Origin of the sequence: Paenibacillus sp. 1-18 (assembly GCF_000520755.1) — a bacterium.
GTDB lineage: Bacteria > Bacillota > Bacilli > Paenibacillales > Paenibacillaceae > Paenibacillus > Paenibacillus brasilensis.
Map to the genome: position 1 here is coordinate 1 of NZ_ASSB01000115.1, position 22,121 is coordinate 22,121.

Below are 22,121 nucleotides of genomic sequence, written 5' to 3' on the forward strand. Positions count from 1 at the left end.
ATCGCAGCAGCCAGCTCATGAAAGCGGCGAATGTCCTCCTCCTGGCGCAGCCGCGGAATCCATACCCCGACAGCCGCCTCCGGGCCGCGTCGGCGCGGTCCGGAGGGACGCGCCTCTGTAAGCGAAGGCACGATTTCGCCCCGCTGCATCAGCTCCAACGCAAAATAGGCGGCCTTTTGCCAATATTGCATTTCCTCACCCAGTGTAATGCCTGACGCGGCACAGCCCTTCTCGTCGATGCGAGTCAGCAGAGCCATCGTCTCGCGCGGTTCGAGCGCCAAGCCCTCCAGCGTACGGCCCAGCATAGAACGTCTTTTGCCACCTCTGCCTACGGTCTCTACACGAGCAGTGTTCGGTATCCGTACCTCGGCAAGACGCAACGCAGCCTGCCGAAACGGCCGAAGGTCTCCCTTCAGTGTCAGCCTGCGGATTATACTGCTCCACGCATCTATACGTGGTTCCGACGTCTCACCAGAAAAGCAAAAAAACACATCTCCGAGCCATATTCCATAAAGCGGTTGATTCATATCTGTCTCCCGTCCAGCCTTTTGAATTATTACTCTTCATCATATACGAAAATCAGCTCTTTTCAAAACTTTATCGCAAAAATAAATATGAGCTGCCATCAGTTCATAGCCATAAATATTCATGTGATGAACTATAAAAAAGAGGCTTGATCTATAAAATCAAGTCTCTTTTCTTTCGTCATCCGCTTCATCATCCTTCAGATAAGGATTGAGGCTGTCTTGCAGCAGTTGCTTGACCCGTATCCGCAGCTCTTTCGGATATATGACCTCGGCCTCTGGCCCGTATTTTAACAGATGTCTGGATACATATGTAAATTCTTCGGCCGGAATATGTCCCTGCCATTCATGACGAGAGACATTTTGGAAGATGGGGTCTGATTCCGCCAGCCGAGCACCAAATGGCGTAAATCTTATTTTTGCCGAAATTCCTTTGCGGCAATCCTCCGAAGCTAACCATTCCTGAAGTGTGGGAAGGCTGGATAAGGTGTCCTCCAGTATGGTCATTGTAATCACGCGGTCTGAGCGGTACAAAATGATCCGATCTCTGCTATGCGCAGGCATGTACCAATATCCATGCTCAAAATAGAGTCCAACCGGGTATACTTTAGTCCACTTGTCCCCAGTCACAGAGCGGTAAAGCATGTTCACCCGCCGCCTATTCATCGCAGCCTCTAAAATAAGCGAGGTATAGGGTGAATCTGCGTGAGTGGGCAGCATGCGAAACGAAATATGATCCTTTAGCTGATCAATGCTATCCCGCACATCCTGTGGGAGCTCGGCATAATACTGCTCGGACAAATGCTCCCGAACCGATCCAAAAGGGACATCCGGTATGGTTTCCAACAGCTGCAGCATGAGAAAAAGACCAAAAGCCTCATCGCGGGCAAGGTGAAGGGGAGGAAGAAGTCTATTGGGAAGTGCCCGATAGCCGCCATGAGGCCCGGTTTCGGTATAAAGGGGTAGCCCGGTCTGCTGCAAATAGTCGAGATCTCTTTGAATCGTTCTGACGGAGACGCCAAAACGCTCGGCCAGCTCACGCGCCGTATATTTTTTTCGGGAATCCAGTATCCTCATAAGGGCGATTCTGCGTTCGTTCATAAGTACTCCTTTTGACCGATCAAAAGATAAATTCAAATGATAAATTAACTACGACAAGATGTGTCATAAATATATTGTAACATAGGCGTTAGAAAGGAGCGATGAATGATGAATGTAATCAAATCAAACGAAGTTGTATTGTATATTGCCATGAGTCTTGACGGGTATATTGCATTGCCGGATGGCTCGGTGGACTGGCTGCATGATGTCAAAGGGGATGGCGGGGACAACGGTTATGCCGACTTTTATGACACCGTAGGCACGGTGCTGATGGGCAGGCTGACATATGAGGAGGTATTGAAGCTCTCCGATGATTTTCCTTATGCGGGTAAGCCATGTTACGTACTCACGAGGTCATTAACAGAGCATCAGCAAGCACCACATGTTACGTTCACGGACGAGGCTCTGACCGAGCTTGTCCCGCGTCTGCAAGAGCAATCAGAAGGAGCTGTATGGCTGGTGGGTGGGGGCCAGCTAGTTCAAGCCTTTATGCGGGAGGGGCTACTGAAGAAGGCTATCATTGCGATCATTCCCAAAGTCCTTGGGCAAGGAATACCGCTATTTCCAGAAGGCACGCTGCCAAGTACGTTTGAACTCAAGGAAATAGAGCGGCGCGGGGATATCGTTTTGCTTCATTATGATATATAAGCCGAGCTTGAAAGTTTCATATCGTGCCACTGCGCAGTCGGATGCTGCTTCCCATCGCCACCGCCCTCGGATTTCTTGAATAAAGCCTTTTATAAGGATAGAAAATCCGGGGACAAAAGCGACCGCTTCGCTTGTACAGGCCCATTCCGCCTACTTCGTTTTTATGTACATTTTTCGAGTTCAGCCTATATAATTAATTTACAAAAAAGCCTTCGTATGTCAGGGTTATACCACTCTCCCTGACATACGAAGGCTATATCGCGTGCTCTACCTAACTATTTGCTTTTTAAATTATCCCACGTGCTCTGAAAACCCTCAAATAGTTTATTGGCATCAGATTTACCAGCCACGTAGGCTTGCATCTGACTACCAAACTCTTGCTGCGCTCCTTCAGGATAGCGGCTAAAGAACCAGCCCAGCAGCTTGTTTTCCTGACTATATTTCACGACCTCGGCACCCAATTGGCCCATATCGGACTCTGCCCCTTTTATGCTTTTGAAGGCCGGAATGAACTTGAACTCCTTGGTGATATACTGTTTCCCCTGCTCGGAGGTCACCATCCAGTTTAAAAACTCCTTCGCCTCAGCTTTGACAGATGAATTTTTGTTAACCACCCAGTTGTTGGCAACACCAACAAACAGCTTATCTCCAGCAGTAGCATCTTCACCGATCGGCATAGGCAGAATACCCAGATTCAGCTTCGGGTTAATCCCGTCAATTTGGACCTGAGTCCAGTTCCCCTGTTGCATCATCGCTGCCTTGCCAGTGACAAAATTCGTTACCTGCGTATTGTAATCGGTCGTCAGCGGCTTCGAATTGCCATACTTGAGCGTCAGATCGAACAGCTTAATCCACTCAGCGAATACGGCATTGCCCGGGATTTTCGCAGTTCCGTCATTTAGTCCCTTGACGAAGGCTGACGGGTCGGGCTGATTGGCAAATGCCACGTTCAGCAAATGGTTCCCCAGCACCCAAAACTCCTGATATCCATTCGAAAAAGGTGTAATCCCAGCGGCTTGCAGCTTTTGAGCGGCTCCCTCCAGCTCGGACAGCGTTTTAGGTGTCTCCGTAATCCCCGCCTTCTTGAACAAATCCTTGTTATAAATAAAGCCGTATCCCTCCAGATTCATCGGCTGACCATACAGCTTGCCGTCTTTGGTCATCGGCTCTTTGGCGACATCGACCACATCACCGACCCAAGGCTGGTCGGACAGGTCCTCCAGGTATTCCAGCCACGTATCCAGCTCACGATAGCCTCCGACGTTAAAAATATCCGGCTGTTCTCCAGACGCGAACTTTGCCTTTAACGCAGCTCCATAGTCACTGCCCCCGCCTACCGTCTGAATGTCGAGCTTGATCCCCGGGTGAGTCGCTTCATATTCCGCCTTCATACGATTTAGCGCTTCTGCGATCTCCACCTTGAATTGGAAAATGTGAATCGTCTTCTCCTTCACTTCCTCTTTGCCTGCATTTTGTTCGCTACCACTGCTGTTACAACCTGCCAAAACCAGTGCGAAGGCTGCAAAAAGAAGAATCAGTGCCTGGGCTTTCTTTTTATAAGAGCGTGTTTTCATATTCATGTTCCTTTCTATTCTAAATTTCATATCAAATGAACTCGAAAAATTCATATCGAAACGGAGCAAACGGAATGGTGCTGAACAAGCGATAGCGCTCGCCTTTGTCTCTAAATTCCCACCTTTATTTGTTTATTCAGGGGAATCTGGAGGCAACAGCGATGGTAAGTACCATCCGTTTGCGGAGTGGCACACCATGTACATTTTCAGTTCATCCCACACTCAGCCTTTGACCGAACCAGCCATAATACCTTGAATAATATATTTTTGCATGGCCAGAAAGAATGCAATGACTGGCAAAATGCCAAGTACCAGAGCAGGCAATGCCAAATCCCATTGCTTTGTGTATTGTCCGAAAAAGGCATAGGTAGCAATCGGAATCGTGCGCAGTTCAGCCTTTTGCAGCACCAGGGATGGCAGGAGATAGTCATTCCAGATCCAGAGCGTATTTAAAATAATAACCGTCACCATCATCGGCAGCATCAACGGATAGACAATACGGAAAAACACACCATAGGGTGTACAGCCGTCCACCGTAGCCGCCTCCTCCACCTCGACCGGCACACCTTTGATAAACCCGTGAAAGAGAAAGATGGACATAGGCGCACCAAAGCCCAAATAGCAGATCACCAGCCCAGTGATGCTGTTCATTAAATCCAGCGTGCTTACGACCTTGACCAAAGGGATCATCACCGATTGAAAAGGGATGACCATCGCAGCCACGAACAGGCCGAACAATACCCGGTTATAACGCGTGGGGTACCGAACCATCCGATAAGCAGCCATCGAGCTGATCAGCACGAGCAGCAAATTGCTGACTACCGTCACCACGAGTGAGTTCCACAAGGCTTCGGGAAAACGCGTAATGCTCCACGCTCTGGCATAATTACTCCATACAAAGGTTTGTGGCCAGGCCGCAGAATCGGTGAGCAGGTCACCAAAGCTTTTGACTGAGTTCACAAACAAAAAATAAAACGGAACGAGGAATAACAAAGCGACCAGGATCATGACCAGTTCAGTCGTCCATGTTCCGAACCGGTAGCGCTTGCTTGTTTCCATTTACGCCTCCACCTCCCGGCTTTTCGTCAGGCGCACCTGAAGGCTCGTAACAAGTGCAACAATAATAAAGAAAATGAGCGCTTTGGCCGTTCCCAATCCGTAACGATTATTCACAAACGCTTCATTGTAGATATTGAGTGCCACCGATTCCGTGGACCCGAAAGGCCCCCCCTTGGTTAACGACAAATTAAGATCGAACATTTTAAACGACCATGATATCGCCAGGAAAAGACATACCGTAACCGCAGGCATGATCAATGGCAGTATAATCGACCTTAATATTTGCATCCGGCTCGCTCCGTCAATTTCGGCTGCTTCCAGCATATCCCGTGGCACATTGGTCAGGGAAGAAATATAAATGACCATCAAATACCCGGCGGTTTGCCAGATAAATACGATTACAATCCCCCAGAAGGCCGTAATCTCATCTCCCAGCCAGGATAGATTAAAGAAAGACCAATTCGTGCTTTCTCCAATTGTGGCAAAGCCTTTGACGAAAATAAACTGCCAGATAAATCCAAGCAGCAGCCCACCGATCACATTAGGCATGAAAAAAATAGTCCTGAGCACATTTTTTGTTTTCAGCGGCTTGGTTAGGAAATACGCCAGCAGAAAGCCCATCACATTCGCAGCCACCACTCCAATCACCGTAAAACGGACCGTAAACCAAAACGCTGTCCTAAATTTGCCATCATCCCATAAAATGTGACTGAAATTATCCAACCCGACCCACTTCGCCTGATTGGCAACCCCATTCCACTCTGTAAAAGAATAGTACATTCCCAGGATGAAAGGGATTACAATAATGATAACGAAAAATAACGTCGACGGTCCTACAAAAATCCATTGCTGGAGCCATTGCGACGACTTGGCGCGGTTCAAACCGATCCCCCCTTTTGTAGTCTGTTGGTGTCTGGAACGCTCCTACGGCTCCTCAACAAGCGGCATGGATATTTGGGCCGCAGGATTGGCGGTTCACATATTCATTATGTCGAATAAGCGCTCTTGAGAACACGCAAGATCGTGAACCATTAGGGGGAATTTATTGACCTCTGGCTTGTCTTGAATCGTGAAAGGAGCTACCTCTATGAAATTTCATAGCATTCGTTCCCGTTTGATCTGGTTTCTGCTCATTGCAGTCACCCTGCCGCTGCTGCTGTCGATGACCATGACCTTTATTCTCACCAAGCAATCCTTGCGAGAGCAGGCCACCCAAGAAAATGAACGACTTATTTTTCAGGGAATCACAAATTTGGATAACTACTTGCAGGGATTAAATCGCGCGTCCATCGGAGTTTATAATGACCCTCATTTTCTACGCAATCTGGCCAAAATTCCGGATGATTACCGGGCCGTCGCCGAAATTTACACGACGCTGCAAACGATGCTGAATGCTTCGTCAGGCATCGACCAGGTATATTTGCACTCTTTTCAGGCAGGGCAATCTACCCTGATTATCAGCACAGTCCCTCTTCGGGAATTTCGGCTTGAGCCCTTCCCCGGCTCTATCCATTACGGTTCTTCCGGATTATTCATACAGCCGTCGCATAAGAAGCATTTGTACGGCTTTTCGGCGGTTTCCTATGCAGAGCATGACACACAACGGCAGGTACTTACACTCCATCGGGCGATACGGAATATTCCTTCTTCAGAGATGCTTGGGGTACTGGCTATAGATGTTCGTCTCGATCCGCTGCGCAGCATCTGCCGTCAATTGTATAATGCGGATACAGAGGAGCTATTCTTGGTCGATCAGCACGGAACGATCATATATAGTGGAGATGAAGCAGCAATTGGAACACGCTGGAAGGAATCCGGCCTGTTCAATCGAATTTCTAATGAAGGCGAGCACGGAGTAATCGAGGATGATATGGCACTGCATGTGTACGGCAAGCTGGATGCCAGCCTGTCAGGCTGGACGCTCGTTAAGAAAATTCCTAATCGAACGCTTTATTTACGGGCCACTCGCCTGACCCAGATCAATGTAGCCATTGCAAGCACCGCGTTGCTGCTTGTCATTGTCGCCACGCTATGGATTTCCATAAGAATTACGGAGCCTATTAAGCGACTGACTCGCTACATAAATCAAATTCAATCCGGTCAACTCGATGTAGACATCCGGGCCATGAGCAACGATGAGATCGGGGTGCTATCACGCAGCTTCAGACAGATGATGGATACCATCAACAACCTTATCTTGAGGGAATACAAGCTGGAGCTGGCAAACAAGACACATCAATTGAAAGCGCTTCAGGCGCAGATTAATCCTCACTTTTTATATAATACGCTACAGTCTATTGGAACGCTGGCTCTACAGCATGAGATACCGCGGATCTATTCTCTGCTCTCCTCCCTTGCCAAAATGCTGCGCTATAACATGCGAGATCATACCGTCGTTACGCTCAAGGATGAGGCCGAGCATGTAAGGCAATATCTTGATTTGCAAAAGGAACGCTTTGGGGAGCAATTAGAGGTGACTTACCAGTGGGATGATGAGGTCCTGAATGACCGCGTGCCTAAAATGATTCTCCAGCCATTGGTGGAAAACTATTTTAAGCATGGTGCTGATCCCCGGCTCGGCCCTGGCAAAATTCACATTACAGGCTGCCGAATTCGCGAAGGAATTGTGAGGATCATAGTGGAAAATAACGGAGCATCCATTTCGCAGGCCGAGTTGGAGCAGCTTCAGCATATGCTGAAGCGTCCGCTAAAAGCCTACGAGGAACCGGACATCAGCGAACAGGATTCCATCGGACTACGTAATGTTCTATTGCGTATTCAGCTTCATTCGGAGGACGGTTCCAATACCCTGTGTGTAGACAATATTCTGCCTCATGGCGTTCGTTATACACTCGAAATTCGTACCGAAGCTCACACCGGAATTCATATTAAGGGAGAGTGATCTGTTATGAAAGTCTTGATTGTGAATGATGAAAAGCATGTGCGCCATGCCATTCGGATGCTCGTACATTGGGAGACTTGCGGCGTGACCGAGGTGATCGAAGCCGAGTCGGGCGATCAGGCGATTGAGCTCATCACGGCCCTTTCCCCACCTGTTGTGCTCACGGATATGCGGATGCCCGGCAAAGATGGAGTAGCCCTGATGGAGTGGATTCAGGTCCATTCCCCGGCGACTAGAGTTGTGGTGGTAAGCGGCCATGACGATTTTGATCTGGTCCGGCAGGCCATCCGCCGGGGAGGGATGGACTATATTCTCAAGCCTGTAGACCCGGTTGAGATTAACGAGGCTCTATCCAAAGCCACCAAGGCATGGCGAACAGCGGAGCAGGATCGGCGCAGGCAGACAATGCAGGCTATCGAAGTAAACCGGATGAGGCCGCACTATGCTGATAAACTCTTGACCGAGCTGGTATCCGGTACGGCGAATACCACTCTTTCCATCACGCCCTTACGCGAGGAGCTAGGTCTTCCCGGGGGGATTCAAATGTGCAATGCAGCTGTGATGAGCATCACTCAACTGGATGGCGATATGCTGGATAAATACAAAACGAGGCGTCCGCTGCTGAGCTTCTCCCTGATTAACATCTGTAATGAGTTTCTCATGGCTTCCCGGACCGGAATTGCATTCCGTCATTTGGAGCGTATGGACGAAGTTATTTTGCTGTACTGGGGCGAGCCGTCCCGTTGGCCGCTGCTTTTGCAGGATATCCACACAGGGATCAAAACAGCATTGCGATGCTATATGCATTTCGGTATTGGTTCCTTCGGTGCCTTTCCCATAGCGGCAGCTACAGCCTACCATGAGGCGCGGCAAGCATTGTGGAAACGGGATGTGTTGCAGTCCACCGATTGGCTGCACCATAATTCGCCTGCAAGACTGTCCGTGCATCTTCCCCGGCTGCCCGAGATGGAAGAAGAGCTGCGACTTAGCGCGCTCAGTTGTAACGCCAGTCGTGTAGCTGCGACAGTAGGCCACTGGATAGCAGCTGTTGCCGAGCTGCCCTCAGTTACGGCGGAGCAGCTCACTGGCTGGAATCAGGAGCTAGACTGGATGCTGGCCCGTTGGCTGAATGACAGACCCGGAGATACCGAAGGCGAGGAACTGGCCGATGGAGCAAGCGCCATTCCTGCTCTGCCCCTCGACAATCGTGGCCTGCTATCCCTGCCCTTATGGAAAAAACAGATCGAAAACCGCATTCTGGCAGCCGGTCAGGCACTTACACCAAGCCATAGTCCAAATAACCCGACGATCCGTGATATTGCCCGCTATTTGGATGCTCACTACGACGAGGATATTTCTCTACAGGATATGGCGAGCCGTTTTTACCTCAGCCGAGAATATATCTCTCGCAAATTCAAGCAGGAATACGGCGTGAATCTGTCCGACTATTTGTGCCGGATCAGGATGGACAAAGCGAAGCTGCTACTGCTGAATGACAAGCTGCGACTTCATCATATAGCCGGCATGGTCGGGTATCAGGATGAAAAATATTTTGGCAAGGTGTTCAAAAAACTGGAGGGAGTCACGCCTGGCGAATTCAGAAAGCGCCATTCTGCAAATCTTCAGCTGTGATCGCATACAGCACATGATCTTCCCAGATACCATTAATCTTCAAATAGTTTAGCGCCAGCCCTTCACGACGGAATCCGGCCTTTTCCATCACTCGATTAGACGGCGTATTCCTCGGCATGACCCCGGCCTGAATACGGTGCAATTCTAACTCACTCAAGGCATAACGTACAATGTCTTTCACTGCGGAGGTGGCATAGCCTTGTCCGTGATATGCAGGGTCTACAAAGTAGCCCAGATTCGCATTTTGAAAAGGGCCTCTGGCTATGCCCGACAGCTCCATTCTGCCGATCAGCCTATCATTTTCCGGCAAAAAAAGTCCAAACGTATATCCTTGTCCTGCTTGTGCAGCCTCAAGACCAACGGAGATCAGACGTGCCTGTTCTTCCAGCGTAAAGTAAACTTCAGCTCGTTCCGGCTCAAACGGCTTGAAAAACTCAAAATTTTCACGTCTGATCTCCAGCAATCGTTCTGCATCACTGACTTGTAAAAGCCGAATTTGTAGCCCGGGATGGGTGGACTGTAACATCGCCATTTTCCTTCTTTCTCTGTTTTTCGTATGCATGTATCTACAGGGCAGAAAAATACCCCGGGTGCATGGAAGCAACCCAGGGTATCCTCATTCATTTCATTCGGGATTTAGTCCGTAACAGGCAACCAGTCAGGAATCGTCGTCAGCGCCCCCCACATGTAGTCAGGGATAACCAGCTCCTGTTGAGCTTGCTTGGACAATGTCGTGCGGATCGTATCTTCAGTGCCGTGCTGCACCTTCTGAACCCATTGCGGTTCCATCAAAAGCGGACGTCCCAGTGAAACCAGCGGTACACCTGTCTCCAGTGCGCCGAGAGCTTCGTCAGGCGTATTCAGCGAGCCGACGCCCATGACAGGCACACGGTCGCCCACCTTTTCATGAATGATAACGGTACGGGATTGTTCTGCACTACGATCACGAATGGACCCGCCGAAGAAATGATTTACGGAAATGTGCAGGTAATCCAGACCTTGATCTGCCAAGCGGTCTACGAGCACCAGTGTATCGTCCAATGTAATGCCCGGCGTATGTCCTTCCTCGGGAGACAAACGATATCCGAAAATGAATGGCTGCTTCGCATGCTCTGCGATCACTTTCTTCACTTCATGAACAACCGCCAGTGGGAAGGTCAAGCGTTTCTCAAGACTGCCTCCCCACTCATCGGTACGAAGATTGGAATGTGGGGAGAAGAACTGCTGCACCAGATATCCATTCGCTCCGTGAAGCTCCACACCGTCATAGCCCGCTTCAATCGCGCGGCGAGTAGCTTCGCCATAGGCGCGGATGACACGGTGAATATCGTCGGTAGTCATTTCACGCGGTACAGGTGCGCCTTCTTTTTCCGCAGCCACCGCGCTTGCGCTGATCGGCTGTCCGTCCGGTATCTGATCCGGTGGGCACAAACGACCGCCATGAAAAATTTGCAGAATCGCTTTTGCGCCCTCCTGATGAATCGTGTCAGCTAGACGGCGCAGGCTCGGAATCATTTCATCCTTGTCCGCACCAAACTCATTTACAAAGCCTTTACCATCTGGAGTCACGTACACGCAAGCGGTAATGACCGCACCTACACCGCCGGAACGCTCACGGTAGTAAGCCAACTCCTGGTCACTGACTTCACCATTTTCATGAGACGCACAGTTAGTCAGCGGTGCCATCGTAATACGGTTTTTCAACGTAACGCCAGAGGGCAGGGTAAAAGCATCAAATAAAGGCTTATATTTCGGATTCATTCATTTTCTCTCCTTCAGTTTAAGTTAGATCAGATAGGGCCGTAAACCATGAAGCCGAATGCGAATTCGGAGTAATTTTACTTCGATGATGAAGCCTGTCTGCCGTTGCTTATTTTAATTGCTTACTTTAATACAGTGGTTATAATAACCACAGTATAATGATCCGCCCCCATAAAGTCAAATCCTACCTTTCTGACCTCCTTAAACTGTCCCGAAAACCTGAACCTTAGCCACTTTTCACAAGCCCTCGACTTATGACAAGTCGCCTATGACAAATAGCTTAATTGCTTCCACCTGTGCTATTCTTCTCCTCCCGGCGGGAAAACCAGGTCGCGAGCAACGAGCCGGAAATATTGTGCCACACACTGAAGATCGCACTCGGCACAGCAGCAATCGGGTTAAAATGAGCAGCTGCCAACGCAGCGCCCAAGCCGGAATTTTGCATCCCCGTCTCCAATGTAACAGCTTTACGTTTGGACAGATTCATGCCGAACAGCTTGGCAAACCAATACCCTAGCAGGAACCCGATACCATTATGTAAAATGACTACCGCAAAAATAATCGGGCCGGTTTCCAAAATCTTGCCCTTGCTGCCTGCAACCACAATCGCCACGATCAGTACAATCGCCAGCGTCGATACAAGCGGCAATGCCTTGACACTCGCATCCGCCTGTTTGCGCAATAGCGATTTAACGATAACGCCCAGCACTATCGGTACGATAACCACGATGAGAATATCCATAATCAGCGACTTTGCATTAATATTCATCCAACGCCCGGCAAGCAGGCTAATCATGGCCGGGGTCGCCAATGGAGCAATCAGCGTCGACACTGAAGCAATCGACACACCCAGCGCCACGTCACCTTTTGATAAAAGAGTCATGACGTTGGACGCGGTTCCGCTTGGGCAGCAGCCTACCAAAATAACTCCTACCGCAATATCCGGCGGCAACTGCAGTACCAACGCCAATGCGTACGCCAGAAACGGCATTATCAGATAATGCCCGACTACACCAATAGCTACATCGACCGGACGACGAAATACTTCACGAAAATCCGTCGAGGATAAGGTTAATCCCATGCCGAACATGACGATGCCAAGAAATAGCTGTATGTATCCTTTCAACCCTATAAACGCCGCAGGAAAGAAAAACCCCAAACATGCAAATAAAAGTACCCAGATCGAAAAGGTTCTTCCCGCAAATTTCCCTACTTTTTCCAAACTATTCATTCCACTTATCTCCTTACTTCTATATAAGCTGAATTTGAGCAAATCCAGCTTTTATAGTGCTTAAAATTTTTTTCATTGTACTACATATGACTGCATATACATACAACTTTTTATGAATATATTTGGACCCTGAAACTTTTTCCTGCTCGAACATAATTGGTAGCAAAGTGGGTATATTCATAATAGAAGATGATGACCAGTCGGTCATTTCGTTCATCACTCACTCATTTAGGAGGGAGGTATCTCTATGTCGCGAAGCCATCCGTATAAATGGTGGAACATTCTTGCATTCATCGCTGTTATCGTTGTTAATATTTTGGCTTCTACACTTTCCATCGGCGGCAGAAGCACTGCTGCTGTATCCAATATGTATCCTACCTTGGTAATACCAGCAGGCTACGCCTTCTCCATCTGGTCGGTCATCTACCTGCTGCTTGCCTGCTTTGTCGTGTATCAAGCCACACCTGCAGGCCAAGCGAAGACAAATGTCCAGTCCATCGGGATTTTCTTCATTTTAAGCTGTCTCTTCAACATCATCTGGATTTTCCTGTGGCAGTATGTCTATGTAGAGCTGTGCGTCATCGTCATTATTTTGTACTCGCTCTCCCTGATCGTCGTATACGCACGTACCCGCACGCCACAACCAACTCGCGGGGAAATGTGGTTCGTCAAGCTGCCATTCAGCCTGAATCTCGGTTGGGTGTCTGTTGCTACCATTATCAACATCGCGGTTGCCCTGAATAAAAATGAATGGAGCGGCTGGGGACTCAGTGAACTCACATGGGCAATCATTATCCTGCTCATTGGAACCGCCATTGCCATCCTGATCAGCTTCCCTTACCGTGACAGCATATATCCCCTCGTATTCGTATGGGGCTATGTCGCCATCGCCATCGGGCATCCAGACCATGAGAAGGTGCGGCTGGCTGCATTGATCCTGGCGGCAATCATTCTGGTGTACGCGCTATGGCTATTCTTGGCACGTAACCGCGACCCAGATTAAAGGAAACTAATGTCATCTGTAACGAGAACAAACGGGTGCCTCTATTATAGGGGACACCCGTTTGTCGTATTTATTAGCCTTTCAATGCAATGACTTCAATCTCCACCAGTGCATCCTTAGGCAGACGGGCTACCTCCACCGCACTGCGAGCCGGATACGGCTGCGCAAAGAAAGAGCTGTACACTTCATTGACGCTGACAAAATCGTTCATATCCTTCAGGAATACAGTCACTTTCACAACCTGATTCATATGGCTGCCTGCCGCGTCCAGGATGGCTTGTACGTTGCTTAGAGACAAACGCGCCTGTTCCTGTACGTCTTTACCAAACTCACCTGTCGCCGGGTTCAGTCCAAGCTGTCCTGAGGTGTAAATAAACCCGCCCGCCTCTACCGCTTGACTATAAGGGCCGATAGCACCGGGTGCTTTTTCAGTAGAAATGGTTTTCTTCATATCTATTGGAGTCTCCTTCCTGATACTAGTTTTACCGTATTATAGCACGGGATGTCTAATGCCACTATTCCGCCCCCATATCTGCACTTATGGATGGTGAGTTGCTCTTAGATACTATTTTTCCAGTTGTGCTATATTTTTTCGACCCGGCTGTAACCTTTAAAGCTTGTGCATCATCTACTTGATGTACACCTTTTAAAAAAAGATTTTACGCATTTAAATCCAGGTACAATGATCACAGCCAGTTTAGACGGGAAAGGAGCACCATCCTTTGAAGCTCGAATCAAAATTACACCAAGCAAGGCACGGGGACCGCAAGGCATTCGTCGCCTTGATGAAGCATATGGAATCCGATATGTACGGTATGGCGCGTTCCATTCTCCGCAGTAATGAGGATTGCGCAGACGCGATGCAAGAAGCAATGCTCAAGGCTTACAAATCTCTGGGTGAGCTGCGTGAGCTCCGTTATTTTAAAACATGGCTGCTTCGCATCCTTATTAACGAGTGCCATCTGATCCTCCGTAAGCAAAAGAGGGTCGTACCCGTGGCGGAATTTATAAGGGAACCCTCCACCTCAGGCGGATATGAAAAAATCGACCTATTCATTAACGGAAAATCAATGCTTAGCCAAAATGGTGTATTTAGCTATTTGGGAGAAAGCCCGGGCAGAGACAGCAATTCCATGCTGATTTCCTACATGCGCGACCCTGCCAGCAGGCTGCCCGCCTTGCCAGAGCAATTTGATCTGAAAGTATATGCCAAGCTAAAGGGAGTGACGAAACCATTTGAACTGAAAACTATCGTCTACAAAACAAAGCTGGATAACAAGGTGCTCAAGCCACAGATCAGCAAAGCGAATACGTATCTCAAATTTACTGTAAATCGGGTGGAAATGACGCCAGTTACGACCAAAATCCTCACAACGTTCACTATGCTTGTGGACCTTAAGGATATGCCCGACGACTATGCAGAAGAACGCAAGTATATTTCCACAGAGGGACCGCACAAAAACTATACTAAAAAAGTAGTCAAATCTCTTGATTATGCGGTATTCGACGATCAGGGACGTGAATTGGAAATGCTTAGAGGCACGGGTAAAACACTGTCCAAAAATCAACCTGGACAAATGGTCATGTTGTTTACTCCTTTTGTCGACCCGCCGAAAAAGATTACCTTCAAACCATTTATTCATCCTTTGACTCCGGATGGAGGAGCTATTCTGGACGCTAATGGCCACTGGTCTCGCCAATACCTTCCTGAATTTGAGATTACGATAGATGTACCGCAAAATACAAACCATAAATAAATCCGCAAATAACGCCGCTGTTATCCGAACCATCGGGTGACAGCGGCGTTGTTATCATAGGGTATGCCAGTCCACTCTTACACATTATTATCCGGTCTCATTCCTGCGCCAGCTTCCTCCTCATCGGATGCCAGTTCTGCACCGATGACCCGGATGATATCATTCGGATAAATATGTACACCGTTCGCCTGCGCGAGCGCAATTCGTACCATGGCTCGTGCGATGACCGAGGCCGGGATAGCACGGTAGGGAGCGAGCTTGCCCGTCATCATGCCATCCAGTGCCTTCATGACGACAGCGGCAGCAGCTTCGCCAGCACGGCGTTCAGGTCTCGCGCCCAGAATCAGCGACGGACGAAACAAATGGAGCGCAGGCAATCCAACAGCGGCAAGTGCCTCTTCGGCTTCTCCCTTGGTACGGTTGTAAAACACACGCGAATTCGGGTTGGCTCCCATCGAGGAGATCGCAAGCATCTGCCCAGCACCGGCTTCCTTTCCCAGCCGTGCGGTCAGAACAGGGTAGTCCAGATCCACCCTGCGAAACTGTTCCTTGGAGCCAGCCTTCTTCATCGTTGTCCCTAGACAGCAAAAAACATCATCAGCCCCTTCGAAGGCGGACGCTGTCTTCTGCGGCTGCTCCCAGTCGATGTTTGCCTGCTCAAGCTTGGGATGCTTGATTTCCAGCGGGTGTCTGCCTACAACCATGACGCGGCCGTATTCCTTTTGCACCAGCAGCTCCCGTACCACATATCCCCCGACAAGCCCCGTTGCCCCTACAACAACCGCTTTACGTTCCATGATGACCTCCTTTGTGCACCTAGCACTTCTGCTTCTACATGGCGCATCAGGTTAATTTAAATGGCTGCTTGCCCGCCTCCTTGCTTTCAGACGGACACATAGGCAAATACAGGGAAAAGGTACTTCCCTTGCCTTCTTCACTCTCCAGACGGATAAAACCGCCCAGCAAGCGCGAAAAATCGCGACTAATCGACAGTCCCAATCCGGTTCCTCCATATTTGCGATTAATCGAACTGTTTGCCTGTTGAAATGCCTCAAAAATAATATGCTGCTGAAGCTCAGAAATACCGATTCCCGTATCTTTCACTGCCATGACAACCCAATCTCCCTCCTGTCCCTTTCGATCCAGATGCTGTGTGCTGATTTCCAGCAATACACTTCCTTCATGAGTGAACTTAAAGGCATTGGACAATAGATTGCGTAAAATTTGCTGTACACGTTTGGGATCGGAGCGGATTTCATCCGGTATATTTTCATGTACCTTCAGGCTGAATTCAATATTTTTATCCTTTGCAGTGACTTCAAAATGCATCATCATCACCTGCGCAAGCTCGCGTATATTAACCGGTTCATTTACAATTTCCATGCGCCCAGCCTCGACCTTGGACAGATCCAGAATGTCATTGATTAATTGGAGCAAATCATGCCCTGAGGCATAGATCAGATCACTATAGAGGGATAGCTCGTCCTCATCCAGTTCCTTTCCCTGCTCGTTAATAATTTGTGCCAGATTAATAATGCTGTTAAGAGGTGTACGCAGTTCATGCGACATCGTTGCCATAAAATCCGATTTATACTGAGAGGCCATCATGAGTTGCTTGGCACGTTCCTCCAACACAACCTTCGCCTTCTGCAGCTCATTGCGCTGCTTCGATAGTAGATGGTTCGCCTGTTTAATCTGAGAATTGCGCAGTTGCTCCATCTGAAAATCACGTAAAATCAGAGCAAATAAAAAGCTGAGGACCACGCCGATAGGCAGTGTAAGAGGAACAACCTCCGCTACATAATAGCGCCAGGGAATGACACCAAGGAAGGCAATATTTATCGTATTGACGATATTAACCGCTAAAATGGTCACCGACGCCTTAATGATCAGACGCAAGGTGGATCGACGCATCCAGTAGTTCAATCCTGCACACAGTACGCCCAGAATGCTCATATTCAGGAAACCAACCCATGCCGCCATATTCAGACCAAAGGTAAATCTCGTAAGTCCGATCGCCACCCCAATAATAATAAGCGTGTAGGAACGGGGATACACCAACGCTGCAATAATCAACGGAACAAAGCGCAGGTCGAAAATTACCGTCTCACTAAAATTAAAGCCAAAGCAAGAGCTGATCCATCCGCCAAATACCACCAGCAGCACCGAGCTGATATATTTGAACCGCGAAGAGGTACGACTCAAACCATATTTATAAATCACGTTCGCCACATAGGCAACAGCTATTAGCATTCCCAAATTGATTACAAACATCATTGAAAATTGCACGGACTCACACTCCCATAGCACAAAAAATTGGATGCCACGCCTATGCTAACCGCTTTTGTCTTTGTTGTACATCATACCATGAAGCACCATTTTTCGACATGTCCAATGACGGTCCAAGGGGTATCAAAAAAAGCGAACCGCAGTGGCTCGCCCTCGTGGAGTTATCTCTGATTTCAGCTTATGATGCCCTTATTCCGGCGCCATTCCTGAACAAATAATTCGGCGAAGTAAGGGTCCCACTGGCTCCCTTTTCCTTCCTCCAATATCATAACCGCCTTCTCTTCCTTCATACCTTTTCGGTATGGGCGATCCGATGTCATCGCGTCGTACGCATCTGCTACGGCAATAATCCGCCCAAAAAGCGGGATATCTTCACCGGAGAGCTGGTCTGGGTATCCCTTGCCGTCATAACGCTCGTGGTGCGAGCGCACACCAGGCAAATAAGGAGCCATGGCATAAGCCGGTTCAACCTGGCGGAGAATGCTTTCTCCCATGACGGGATGCATTTTAATCTGATCAAATTCCTCGTCTGTCAGCTTGCCATCCTTGAGCAGTACAGCATCAGGCACGCCGATTTTACCGATATCATGCAATAAGGCTGTTTTACGCAGCAAGTCGAGATCCGTCTCATTCAAGCCACCTTTTCGCCCAATGAGTACAGAATACTCAGCCACACGCAAAGAATGCCCCGCGGTATAGGCGTCCCGTGCATCCAGGGCCGCCGCCAAGGTAGCAAAATAACTGTCCAATAGCTGACCGTTCTTTTCTTCCCGCTCCTTCAGACCCTCGATCATCATGTTAAAGCCTTCGATTAACTCCGCAAATTCATCGGAATACAAGTCGCTGGCGTTACTGTTCAGGTGACCTTCCTTTACTTCGTTCATTTTCTCCAGCAGATGATGGATCGGCTGCTCGATCTCACGGGTCAGCAGTCTTCCTCCCAAATAGGCAAAAGCTACACCAAAAATTAAAATCGTTCCAGCCCATAGCCAGTAGGGGCTGGAGGAGGTCGCATCCAATCGCTCCAGCCGAATCTGCGTAGCCAGACAAAATAAAAACAGCGGAAAAGCACCGATTAGCGTCGCGCTCAACTGAAATTTATGCCGCAGCGATAGCAGCACGCGCCCTCGCAGTGACAGGTTCAGTCCATATTGCTGATAGGTCCGTTCCTGTAGCTCCTCCAGCAGCGGCCGAATCGCTCTCATTGTCAGAAAAAATTCAACCAGTGCATGCATGGAAGCAACCAGACAAGCACCTATACAAGCAATTCCTACGTAATAAGAGGGAAAAGCAAGCTGTCCGGTATGGATCATCCATAGGGCTATACCTGCTGCCGGGATGGAGAACCCTAACAAATGCGGGCCAATAATACGTAAAGCCGATAAATTAGGCAGATGATGAACCCGTATGTACACCGCTTCTACATCCTTGAATGTTGTTGGTTTGCCGTGGAAAAAATGATGAACCGGTCTCAGATGCATCCGGAACGCTATCACTTCACAGCCAATCATAATAATGCTAGACAATACAATGATTTTCACAAGCCCCAGAAATTCATAGTGGGCTACATTTAACGTGGAAAATACAAAAATCGCACCTACCAAAAGCACAGCGGCCAACGAACCTATAACATAGTTCAGGATAACATGCTGAATAAAGCGCTTATAGATCGGCAAATTGCTACCCCTCTTTTCATCCGTACGCTCATATAATATCTTGTTTATTCAATATCGGAGTCCAACCATCAAAAGTTAACCTTCATTGCCAACAAAACAACCACGTATCCGATGATACGCAGTTGGCGTGATTACAATTGAATGCCCCTTGCGTTTTAGAATCATTCCTGCTATACTAATAAAGTATGTATTGACCCCATAGGATTCCGCGCAACAGGCTATACTCCTTATCACCGCATGGAGCTTCTCCAAATTTTATGTATAACCCAAATGTAGAATTTTGAGCTTTTGCCGTAAGATTTTCACATTCACACTGGCGCGGTCATCGGAGCCGCAAGGACGAAAGAGAGGTAGGGCTTTTGTCGTTTGGAAAATGAACAGTGGAATCAGACTGCCCCTAATGAACATGCTGACCATATTATGCAAGGTAGCAGGGGTTGAATATATATTATGCCGTCAAACGATGAAGTTTGAACAGGCCATGCAGTCTACATAGACTGCAATCAATCCTCCGGATGATCCCCGGGGGATTTTCTAGTTGATTCACCAAATGAACATGTTATAAACAAAAAAGTGGCCCTGCCGATACATCGACAGGGCCTATAGCTTGATCAAAAAGGGGTTAATACGGTCATTATAGTCTCTCTTTCTTAAAATTAAATGATATACACCTTAAAAACTCATTAATTTTCCAGTTTAAAATGCCTTAGCATTTTTCAAAATCCTCACCTTCTAATAATTCGTCCAATATTCTGTATTGTCGAGCGGTGTCATCGGTGTAGTGGAGCGCCCTGTTTCCATTGGAGTACGCCTATGGATCGAAGGCCGCTCCCACCCTTCAAGTAAAATTACATGTTGGGTACCTGTGTTATTTTCCCATGTGATATAACGCTCTTGTTCCATATGTCGCAAGGCAGCTGTAATTTCAGCGTCTCGCTTGCCCGTTTTAGCAGTTAATTCCGTCATCGTCGGCATGTGGCGATGCTGGGCAAAATAGTTGTACAAGATACGTAATAGCTTTCGTTCCAAATCAGGCAGCATCATCTTTCCTCCCCTTCCAGATTCCCAGCCAGCCATTGACCGGGATGATAGTCACAAAGAACATACGTTCCCATTATAGCATATAAAAATGCACCCTCCTACCGGAAGATGCATTTAGGCTTGTATGCCCATGCCAAATTCAGTTTTTTTCCTTCTCCTGACGGCCGACAGAGCGCAGCCACCAGACGATTCCCCCAACGCTTCCCAGTGCCAGAACCGTCAGGAAAATAATATAGAACAAATGAAATGCACGATCACTCATGGCAATCGCCTCCTTACCTTATGTATACACTTTCCAGCCAGGAGTGTAAACCTCTTTTTGATTCTTCAGTCTATTTTTTCCAACCCCTTAACAAAAAGGCTTTGGTTGTAGGTGTTCGGTGCATGCTAACCCAATATGGTTAATACCACATATGGCAATACCAAATATGACAGACCAAGGAGGTTATCAAATATGAAATTTCTATTGATCGTCATCATCGTCGTGCTGATCGTTGTTTTGCTTATGAAAAGACGCAGATAAGCCTAGACATCCCACCAGTTAAAAAATATACAAAAAAAGGCTTTCGGTTATATCACCGAAAGCCTTTTTTCAACTGAAGTTCTCAAGCTGAATTACACCTTATTCTTCTTGCTGTATCTAATAAAAGCAATCACAAGCGCAACGACAAACAATATTCCGCTGACTACCCATGTTGTCAGAAATGCCATACCCAAACCAACATTCGCCCCCATCGTCGGGTGCTTCATTGTATTCAACATCGAGCCCTGCATCATAAATATGGTACAAAATAAAACAACGGGCGCCAAAATAATCGTGCTTGCCGTCTTCCGGTTACCTGATACTGCGATCACGCACAGTGCAGAGATCACCAAGATCACCCAATATATAACTGCTTCCCAAATCATTGAAGTGCCCACCTGTTCGACCTCTTTTCCATCCATTCATAAATGTCTCTTCCATTGTAACAGACGTCACACAGTGAACCAAGCCATTTTTGATAAGAAAAGGGGTAATTCCAATGGATAGCGTAAATAATGTATAGTAGTAGAAGTCCTCTATCAAAGGCATGAAAGGAAATGATCCCATGAGAAGTGCAAGTCCTTATATCATTGTTAACGATGTACAGCAGACGATTGATTATTATCAATCTGTTTTTGGTGGAACAATCAAAGTGCTGAATAAGCATGAAGGCAAGCTTTTACACGCTGAACTGCATCTCGGTAACAGTCATATTCATTTTTCCGATTCCTACGGCAAACCGCTGAAAGCACAGCCTGTACAAATCATTCTCGACTGTGAGAGTGAGGAGGAGCTTAAACGTGTTTACCACGCACTCGCCGAAAAAGGCACCATCACCGTAGAACTGCAGGATACCTTCTTTGGTGCGCTGCATGGCCAAGTCACGGATCACCTGAATCAGATTGGATGGGTAATGAACTATTTCAAGAGATAGGCACGCTTAGCCATAACCGAATACGTCTTGTAACCGCCATCAACATTTCTTACCGAATAACCGTGCTGAGTCAAAATTCTGGCTGCTAGATAGCCGCGCAAGCCGACCTGACAAGATACAACGATCTCCCGATCACGCGGGATTTCCGACATCCGATCTCTAAGCTCAGCCAAAGGAATATGGATAGAACCCGGAATGGCTCCTGCCCGCAGCTCCACCTGATCCCTGACATCTATAATCACACCGCCATTGCGGTGAAAATCGTCAACCTCATGCCACTGTAGCGTTTGGACGAGTCCATCCATGATATTGGAAGCCACGTAACCAGCCAGATCACGGACGTTCAGATTGCCGCTCCTCATATACCCTATAGGGTATAATATATACCTATGGAGGTATATTGTCAACGCAAAAAAGGTGGAGGATATCCCCCACCTGATCAACCCCTGAATCCTGCACGAATGCC

The 22,121-nt window shown here is 48.0% G+C and carries 20 protein-coding genes and 2 pseudogenes; 6 read left to right on the forward strand and 16 right to left on the reverse strand.

All coding sequences use genetic code 11. The features are described from left to right. Both L693_RS27810 and L693_RS0107460 read right to left on the reverse strand, forming a co-directional pair. Positions 1 to 527, reverse strand: a pseudogene (locus tag L693_RS27810) (ATP-dependent helicase); the annotation flags it as partial. Positions 528 to 686: 159 nt separating this feature from the next. Next, complete coding sequence (locus L693_RS0107460; RefSeq protein ID WP_025716729.1) at positions 687 to 1,625, reverse strand: helix-turn-helix transcriptional regulator; 939 nt, start codon at positions 1,623 to 1,625, stop codon at positions 687 to 689. 108 nt (positions 1,626 to 1,733) lie between these two features. On the opposite strand from L693_RS0107460, the gene L693_RS0107465 reads away from it, so the two are divergent. After that, positions 1,734 to 2,273, forward strand: coding sequence for a dihydrofolate reductase family protein (locus L693_RS0107465; RefSeq protein WP_025716730.1), 540 nt, complete (start codon positions 1,734 to 1,736; stop codon positions 2,271 to 2,273). Positions 2,274 to 2,548: 275 nt separating this feature from the next. Here L693_RS0107465 and L693_RS0107470 read toward each other — a convergent pair whose 3' ends face one another. From L693_RS0107470 to L693_RS0107480, 3 genes are all read right to left on the reverse strand, one after another. After that, entirely contained in the window at positions 2,549 to 3,847 is a 1,299-nt protein-coding gene (locus L693_RS0107470; RefSeq protein WP_025716731.1) for an ABC transporter substrate-binding protein, read from the reverse strand. Between the two features lie 222 nt (positions 3,848 to 4,069). After that, complete coding sequence (locus L693_RS0107475; RefSeq protein WP_025716732.1) at positions 4,070 to 4,906, reverse strand: carbohydrate ABC transporter permease; 837 nt, start codon at positions 4,904 to 4,906, stop codon at positions 4,070 to 4,072. Beyond that, entirely contained in the window at positions 4,907 to 5,788 is an 882-nt protein-coding gene (locus tag L693_RS0107480) for a carbohydrate ABC transporter permease (protein WP_025716733.1), read from the reverse strand. Positions 5,789 to 5,993: 205 nt separating this feature from the next. On the opposite strand from L693_RS0107480, the gene L693_RS0107485 reads away from it, so the two are divergent. Both L693_RS0107485 and L693_RS0107490 read left to right on the forward strand, forming a co-directional pair. Next, positions 5,994 to 7,808 (forward strand): cache domain-containing sensor histidine kinase, encoded by a 1,815-nt coding sequence (locus L693_RS0107485; RefSeq protein WP_025716734.1) that lies wholly within the window; start codon positions 5,994 to 5,996, stop codon positions 7,806 to 7,808. 6 nt (positions 7,809 to 7,814) lie between these two features. Further along, a complete protein-coding gene (locus L693_RS0107490) occupies positions 7,815 to 9,440 on the forward strand; it encodes a response regulator (RefSeq protein WP_025716735.1) in 1,626 nt (541 codons plus the stop codon). On the opposite strand, the gene L693_RS0107495 is transcribed toward L693_RS0107490, so the two are convergent. The 3 genes from L693_RS0107495 to L693_RS0107505 form a co-directional block, all read right to left on the reverse strand. Then, positions 9,406 to 9,966: a GNAT family N-acetyltransferase gene (locus L693_RS0107495; RefSeq protein WP_025716736.1), complete on the reverse strand. Its 561-nt coding sequence runs from the start codon at positions 9,964 to 9,966 to the stop codon at positions 9,406 to 9,408. The two genes, L693_RS0107490 and L693_RS0107495, sit on opposite strands and share 35 nt — an antisense overlap. A gap of 110 nt (positions 9,967 to 10,076) precedes the next feature. Continuing rightward, on the reverse strand, positions 10,077 to 11,201 hold the full coding sequence (locus L693_RS0107500) for an NADH-dependent flavin oxidoreductase (RefSeq protein ID WP_025716737.1): 1,125 nt from the start codon (positions 11,199 to 11,201) through the stop codon (positions 10,077 to 10,079). 280 nt (positions 11,202 to 11,481) lie between these two features. Continuing rightward, positions 11,482 to 12,432, reverse strand: coding sequence for a bile acid:sodium symporter family protein (locus L693_RS0107505; protein ID WP_025716738.1), 951 nt, complete (start codon positions 12,430 to 12,432; stop codon positions 11,482 to 11,484). Positions 12,433 to 12,679: 247 nt separating this feature from the next. Between L693_RS0107505 and L693_RS0107515 the strand changes: the two genes are divergently transcribed. Further along, on the forward strand, positions 12,680 to 13,435 hold the full coding sequence (locus L693_RS0107515) for a tryptophan-rich sensory protein (protein ID WP_025716740.1): 756 nt from the start codon (positions 12,680 to 12,682) through the stop codon (positions 13,433 to 13,435). A 73-nt stretch (positions 13,436 to 13,508) separates the two neighbouring features. Here L693_RS0107515 and L693_RS0107520 read toward each other — a convergent pair whose 3' ends face one another. Then, positions 13,509 to 13,886, reverse strand: a complete 378-nt coding sequence (locus L693_RS0107520) for a RidA family protein (RefSeq protein WP_025716741.1) — start codon at positions 13,884 to 13,886, stop codon at positions 13,509 to 13,511. A gap of 271 nt (positions 13,887 to 14,157) precedes the next feature. On the opposite strand from L693_RS0107520, the gene L693_RS28990 reads away from it, so the two are divergent. Next, positions 14,158 to 15,192: a DUF5643 domain-containing protein gene (locus tag L693_RS28990; protein ID WP_025716742.1), complete on the forward strand. Its 1,035-nt coding sequence runs from the start codon at positions 14,158 to 14,160 to the stop codon at positions 15,190 to 15,192. Between the two features lie 77 nt (positions 15,193 to 15,269). Here the strand turns inward: L693_RS28990 and L693_RS0107530 are convergent, their stop codons facing one another. From L693_RS0107530 to L693_RS0107555, 6 genes are all read right to left on the reverse strand, one after another. Next, entirely contained in the window at positions 15,270 to 15,989 is a 720-nt protein-coding gene (locus tag L693_RS0107530) for an NAD(P)H-binding protein (RefSeq protein WP_025716743.1), read from the reverse strand. 46 nt (positions 15,990 to 16,035) lie between these two features. Continuing rightward, on the reverse strand, positions 16,036 to 17,481 hold the full coding sequence (locus L693_RS0107535) for an ATP-binding protein (RefSeq protein WP_025716744.1): 1,446 nt from the start codon (positions 17,479 to 17,481) through the stop codon (positions 16,036 to 16,038). Between the two features lie 173 nt (positions 17,482 to 17,654). After that, positions 17,655 to 19,157, reverse strand: coding sequence for an HD-GYP domain-containing protein (locus L693_RS0107540; protein ID WP_025716745.1), 1,503 nt, complete (start codon positions 19,155 to 19,157; stop codon positions 17,655 to 17,657). A 732-nt stretch (positions 19,158 to 19,889) separates the two neighbouring features. Next, positions 19,890 to 20,198, reverse strand: a complete 309-nt coding sequence (locus tag L693_RS0107545; RefSeq protein WP_025716746.1) for a hypothetical protein — start codon at positions 20,196 to 20,198, stop codon at positions 19,890 to 19,892. 139 nt (positions 20,199 to 20,337) lie between these two features. After that, positions 20,338 to 20,460 (reverse strand): hypothetical protein, encoded by a 123-nt coding sequence (locus L693_RS31905; protein WP_264083493.1) that lies wholly within the window; start codon positions 20,458 to 20,460, stop codon positions 20,338 to 20,340. 353 nt (positions 20,461 to 20,813) lie between these two features. Beyond that, positions 20,814 to 21,143 carry a hypothetical protein gene (locus L693_RS0107555; RefSeq protein ID WP_025716747.1) on the reverse strand — a complete coding sequence of 110 codons (330 nt, stop codon included), beginning with the start codon at positions 21,141 to 21,143 and terminating at the stop codon, positions 20,814 to 20,816. Positions 21,144 to 21,286: 143 nt separating this feature from the next. Between L693_RS0107555 and L693_RS0107560 the strand changes: the two genes are divergently transcribed. Further along, positions 21,287 to 21,655: a VOC family protein gene (locus L693_RS0107560; RefSeq protein WP_025716748.1), complete on the forward strand. Its 369-nt coding sequence runs from the start codon at positions 21,287 to 21,289 to the stop codon at positions 21,653 to 21,655. On the opposite strand, the pseudogene L693_RS0107565 reads toward L693_RS0107560, so the two are convergent. Next, positions 21,640 to 21,990, reverse strand: a pseudogene (locus tag L693_RS0107565) (rhodanese-like domain-containing protein); the annotation flags it as partial. The gene L693_RS0107560 and the pseudogene L693_RS0107565 sit on opposite strands and share 16 nt — an antisense overlap. Between the last annotated feature and the right edge of the window lie 131 nt (positions 21,991 to 22,121).

What these genes read in the sequence shown, in the direction of transcription:
- L693_RS0107460 (WP_025716729.1), bottom strand. Translation starts at nt 1,625, where the DNA reads ATGAACGAACGCAGAATCGCCCTTATGAGGATACTGGATTCCCGAAAA.
- L693_RS0107465 (WP_025716730.1), top strand. Translation starts at nt 1,734, where the DNA reads ATGAATGTAATCAAATCAAACGAAGTTGTATTGTATATTGCCATGAGT.
- L693_RS0107470 (WP_025716731.1), bottom strand. Translation starts at nt 3,847, where the DNA reads ATGAAAACACGCTCTTATAAAAAGAAAGCCCAGGCACTGATTCTTCTT.
- L693_RS0107475 (WP_025716732.1), bottom strand. Translation starts at nt 4,906, where the DNA reads ATGGAAACAAGCAAGCGCTACCGGTTCGGAACATGGACGACTGAACTG.
- L693_RS0107485 (WP_025716734.1), top strand. Translation starts at nt 5,994, where the DNA reads ATGAAATTTCATAGCATTCGTTCCCGTTTGATCTGGTTTCTGCTCATT.
- L693_RS0107490 (WP_025716735.1), top strand. Translation starts at nt 7,815, where the DNA reads ATGAAAGTCTTGATTGTGAATGATGAAAAGCATGTGCGCCATGCCATT.
- L693_RS0107495 (WP_025716736.1), bottom strand. Translation starts at nt 9,966, where the DNA reads ATGTTACAGTCCACCCATCCCGGGCTACAAATTCGGCTTTTACAAGTC.
- L693_RS0107500 (WP_025716737.1), bottom strand. Translation starts at nt 11,201, where the DNA reads ATGAATCCGAAATATAAGCCTTTATTTGATGCTTTTACCCTGCCCTCT.
- L693_RS0107505 (WP_025716738.1), bottom strand. Translation starts at nt 12,432, where the DNA reads ATGAATAGTTTGGAAAAAGTAGGGAAATTTGCGGGAAGAACCTTTTCG.
- L693_RS0107515 (WP_025716740.1), top strand. Translation starts at nt 12,680, where the DNA reads ATGTCGCGAAGCCATCCGTATAAATGGTGGAACATTCTTGCATTCATC.
- L693_RS0107520 (WP_025716741.1), bottom strand. Translation starts at nt 13,886, where the DNA reads ATGAAGAAAACCATTTCTACTGAAAAAGCACCCGGTGCTATCGGCCCT.
- L693_RS0107530 (WP_025716743.1), bottom strand. Translation starts at nt 15,989, where the DNA reads ATGGAACGTAAAGCGGTTGTTGTAGGGGCAACGGGGCTTGTCGGGGGA.
- L693_RS0107545 (WP_025716746.1), bottom strand. Translation starts at nt 20,198, where the DNA reads ATGCTGCCTGATTTGGAACGAAAGCTATTACGTATCTTGTACAACTAT.
- L693_RS31905 (WP_264083493.1), bottom strand. Translation starts at nt 20,460, where the DNA reads ATGAGTGATCGTGCATTTCATTTGTTCTATATTATTTTCCTGACGGTT.
- L693_RS0107555 (WP_025716747.1), bottom strand. Translation starts at nt 21,143, where the DNA reads ATGGATGGAAAAGAGGTCGAACAGGTGGGCACTTCAATGATTTGGGAA.
- L693_RS0107560 (WP_025716748.1), top strand. Translation starts at nt 21,287, where the DNA reads ATGAGAAGTGCAAGTCCTTATATCATTGTTAACGATGTACAGCAGACG.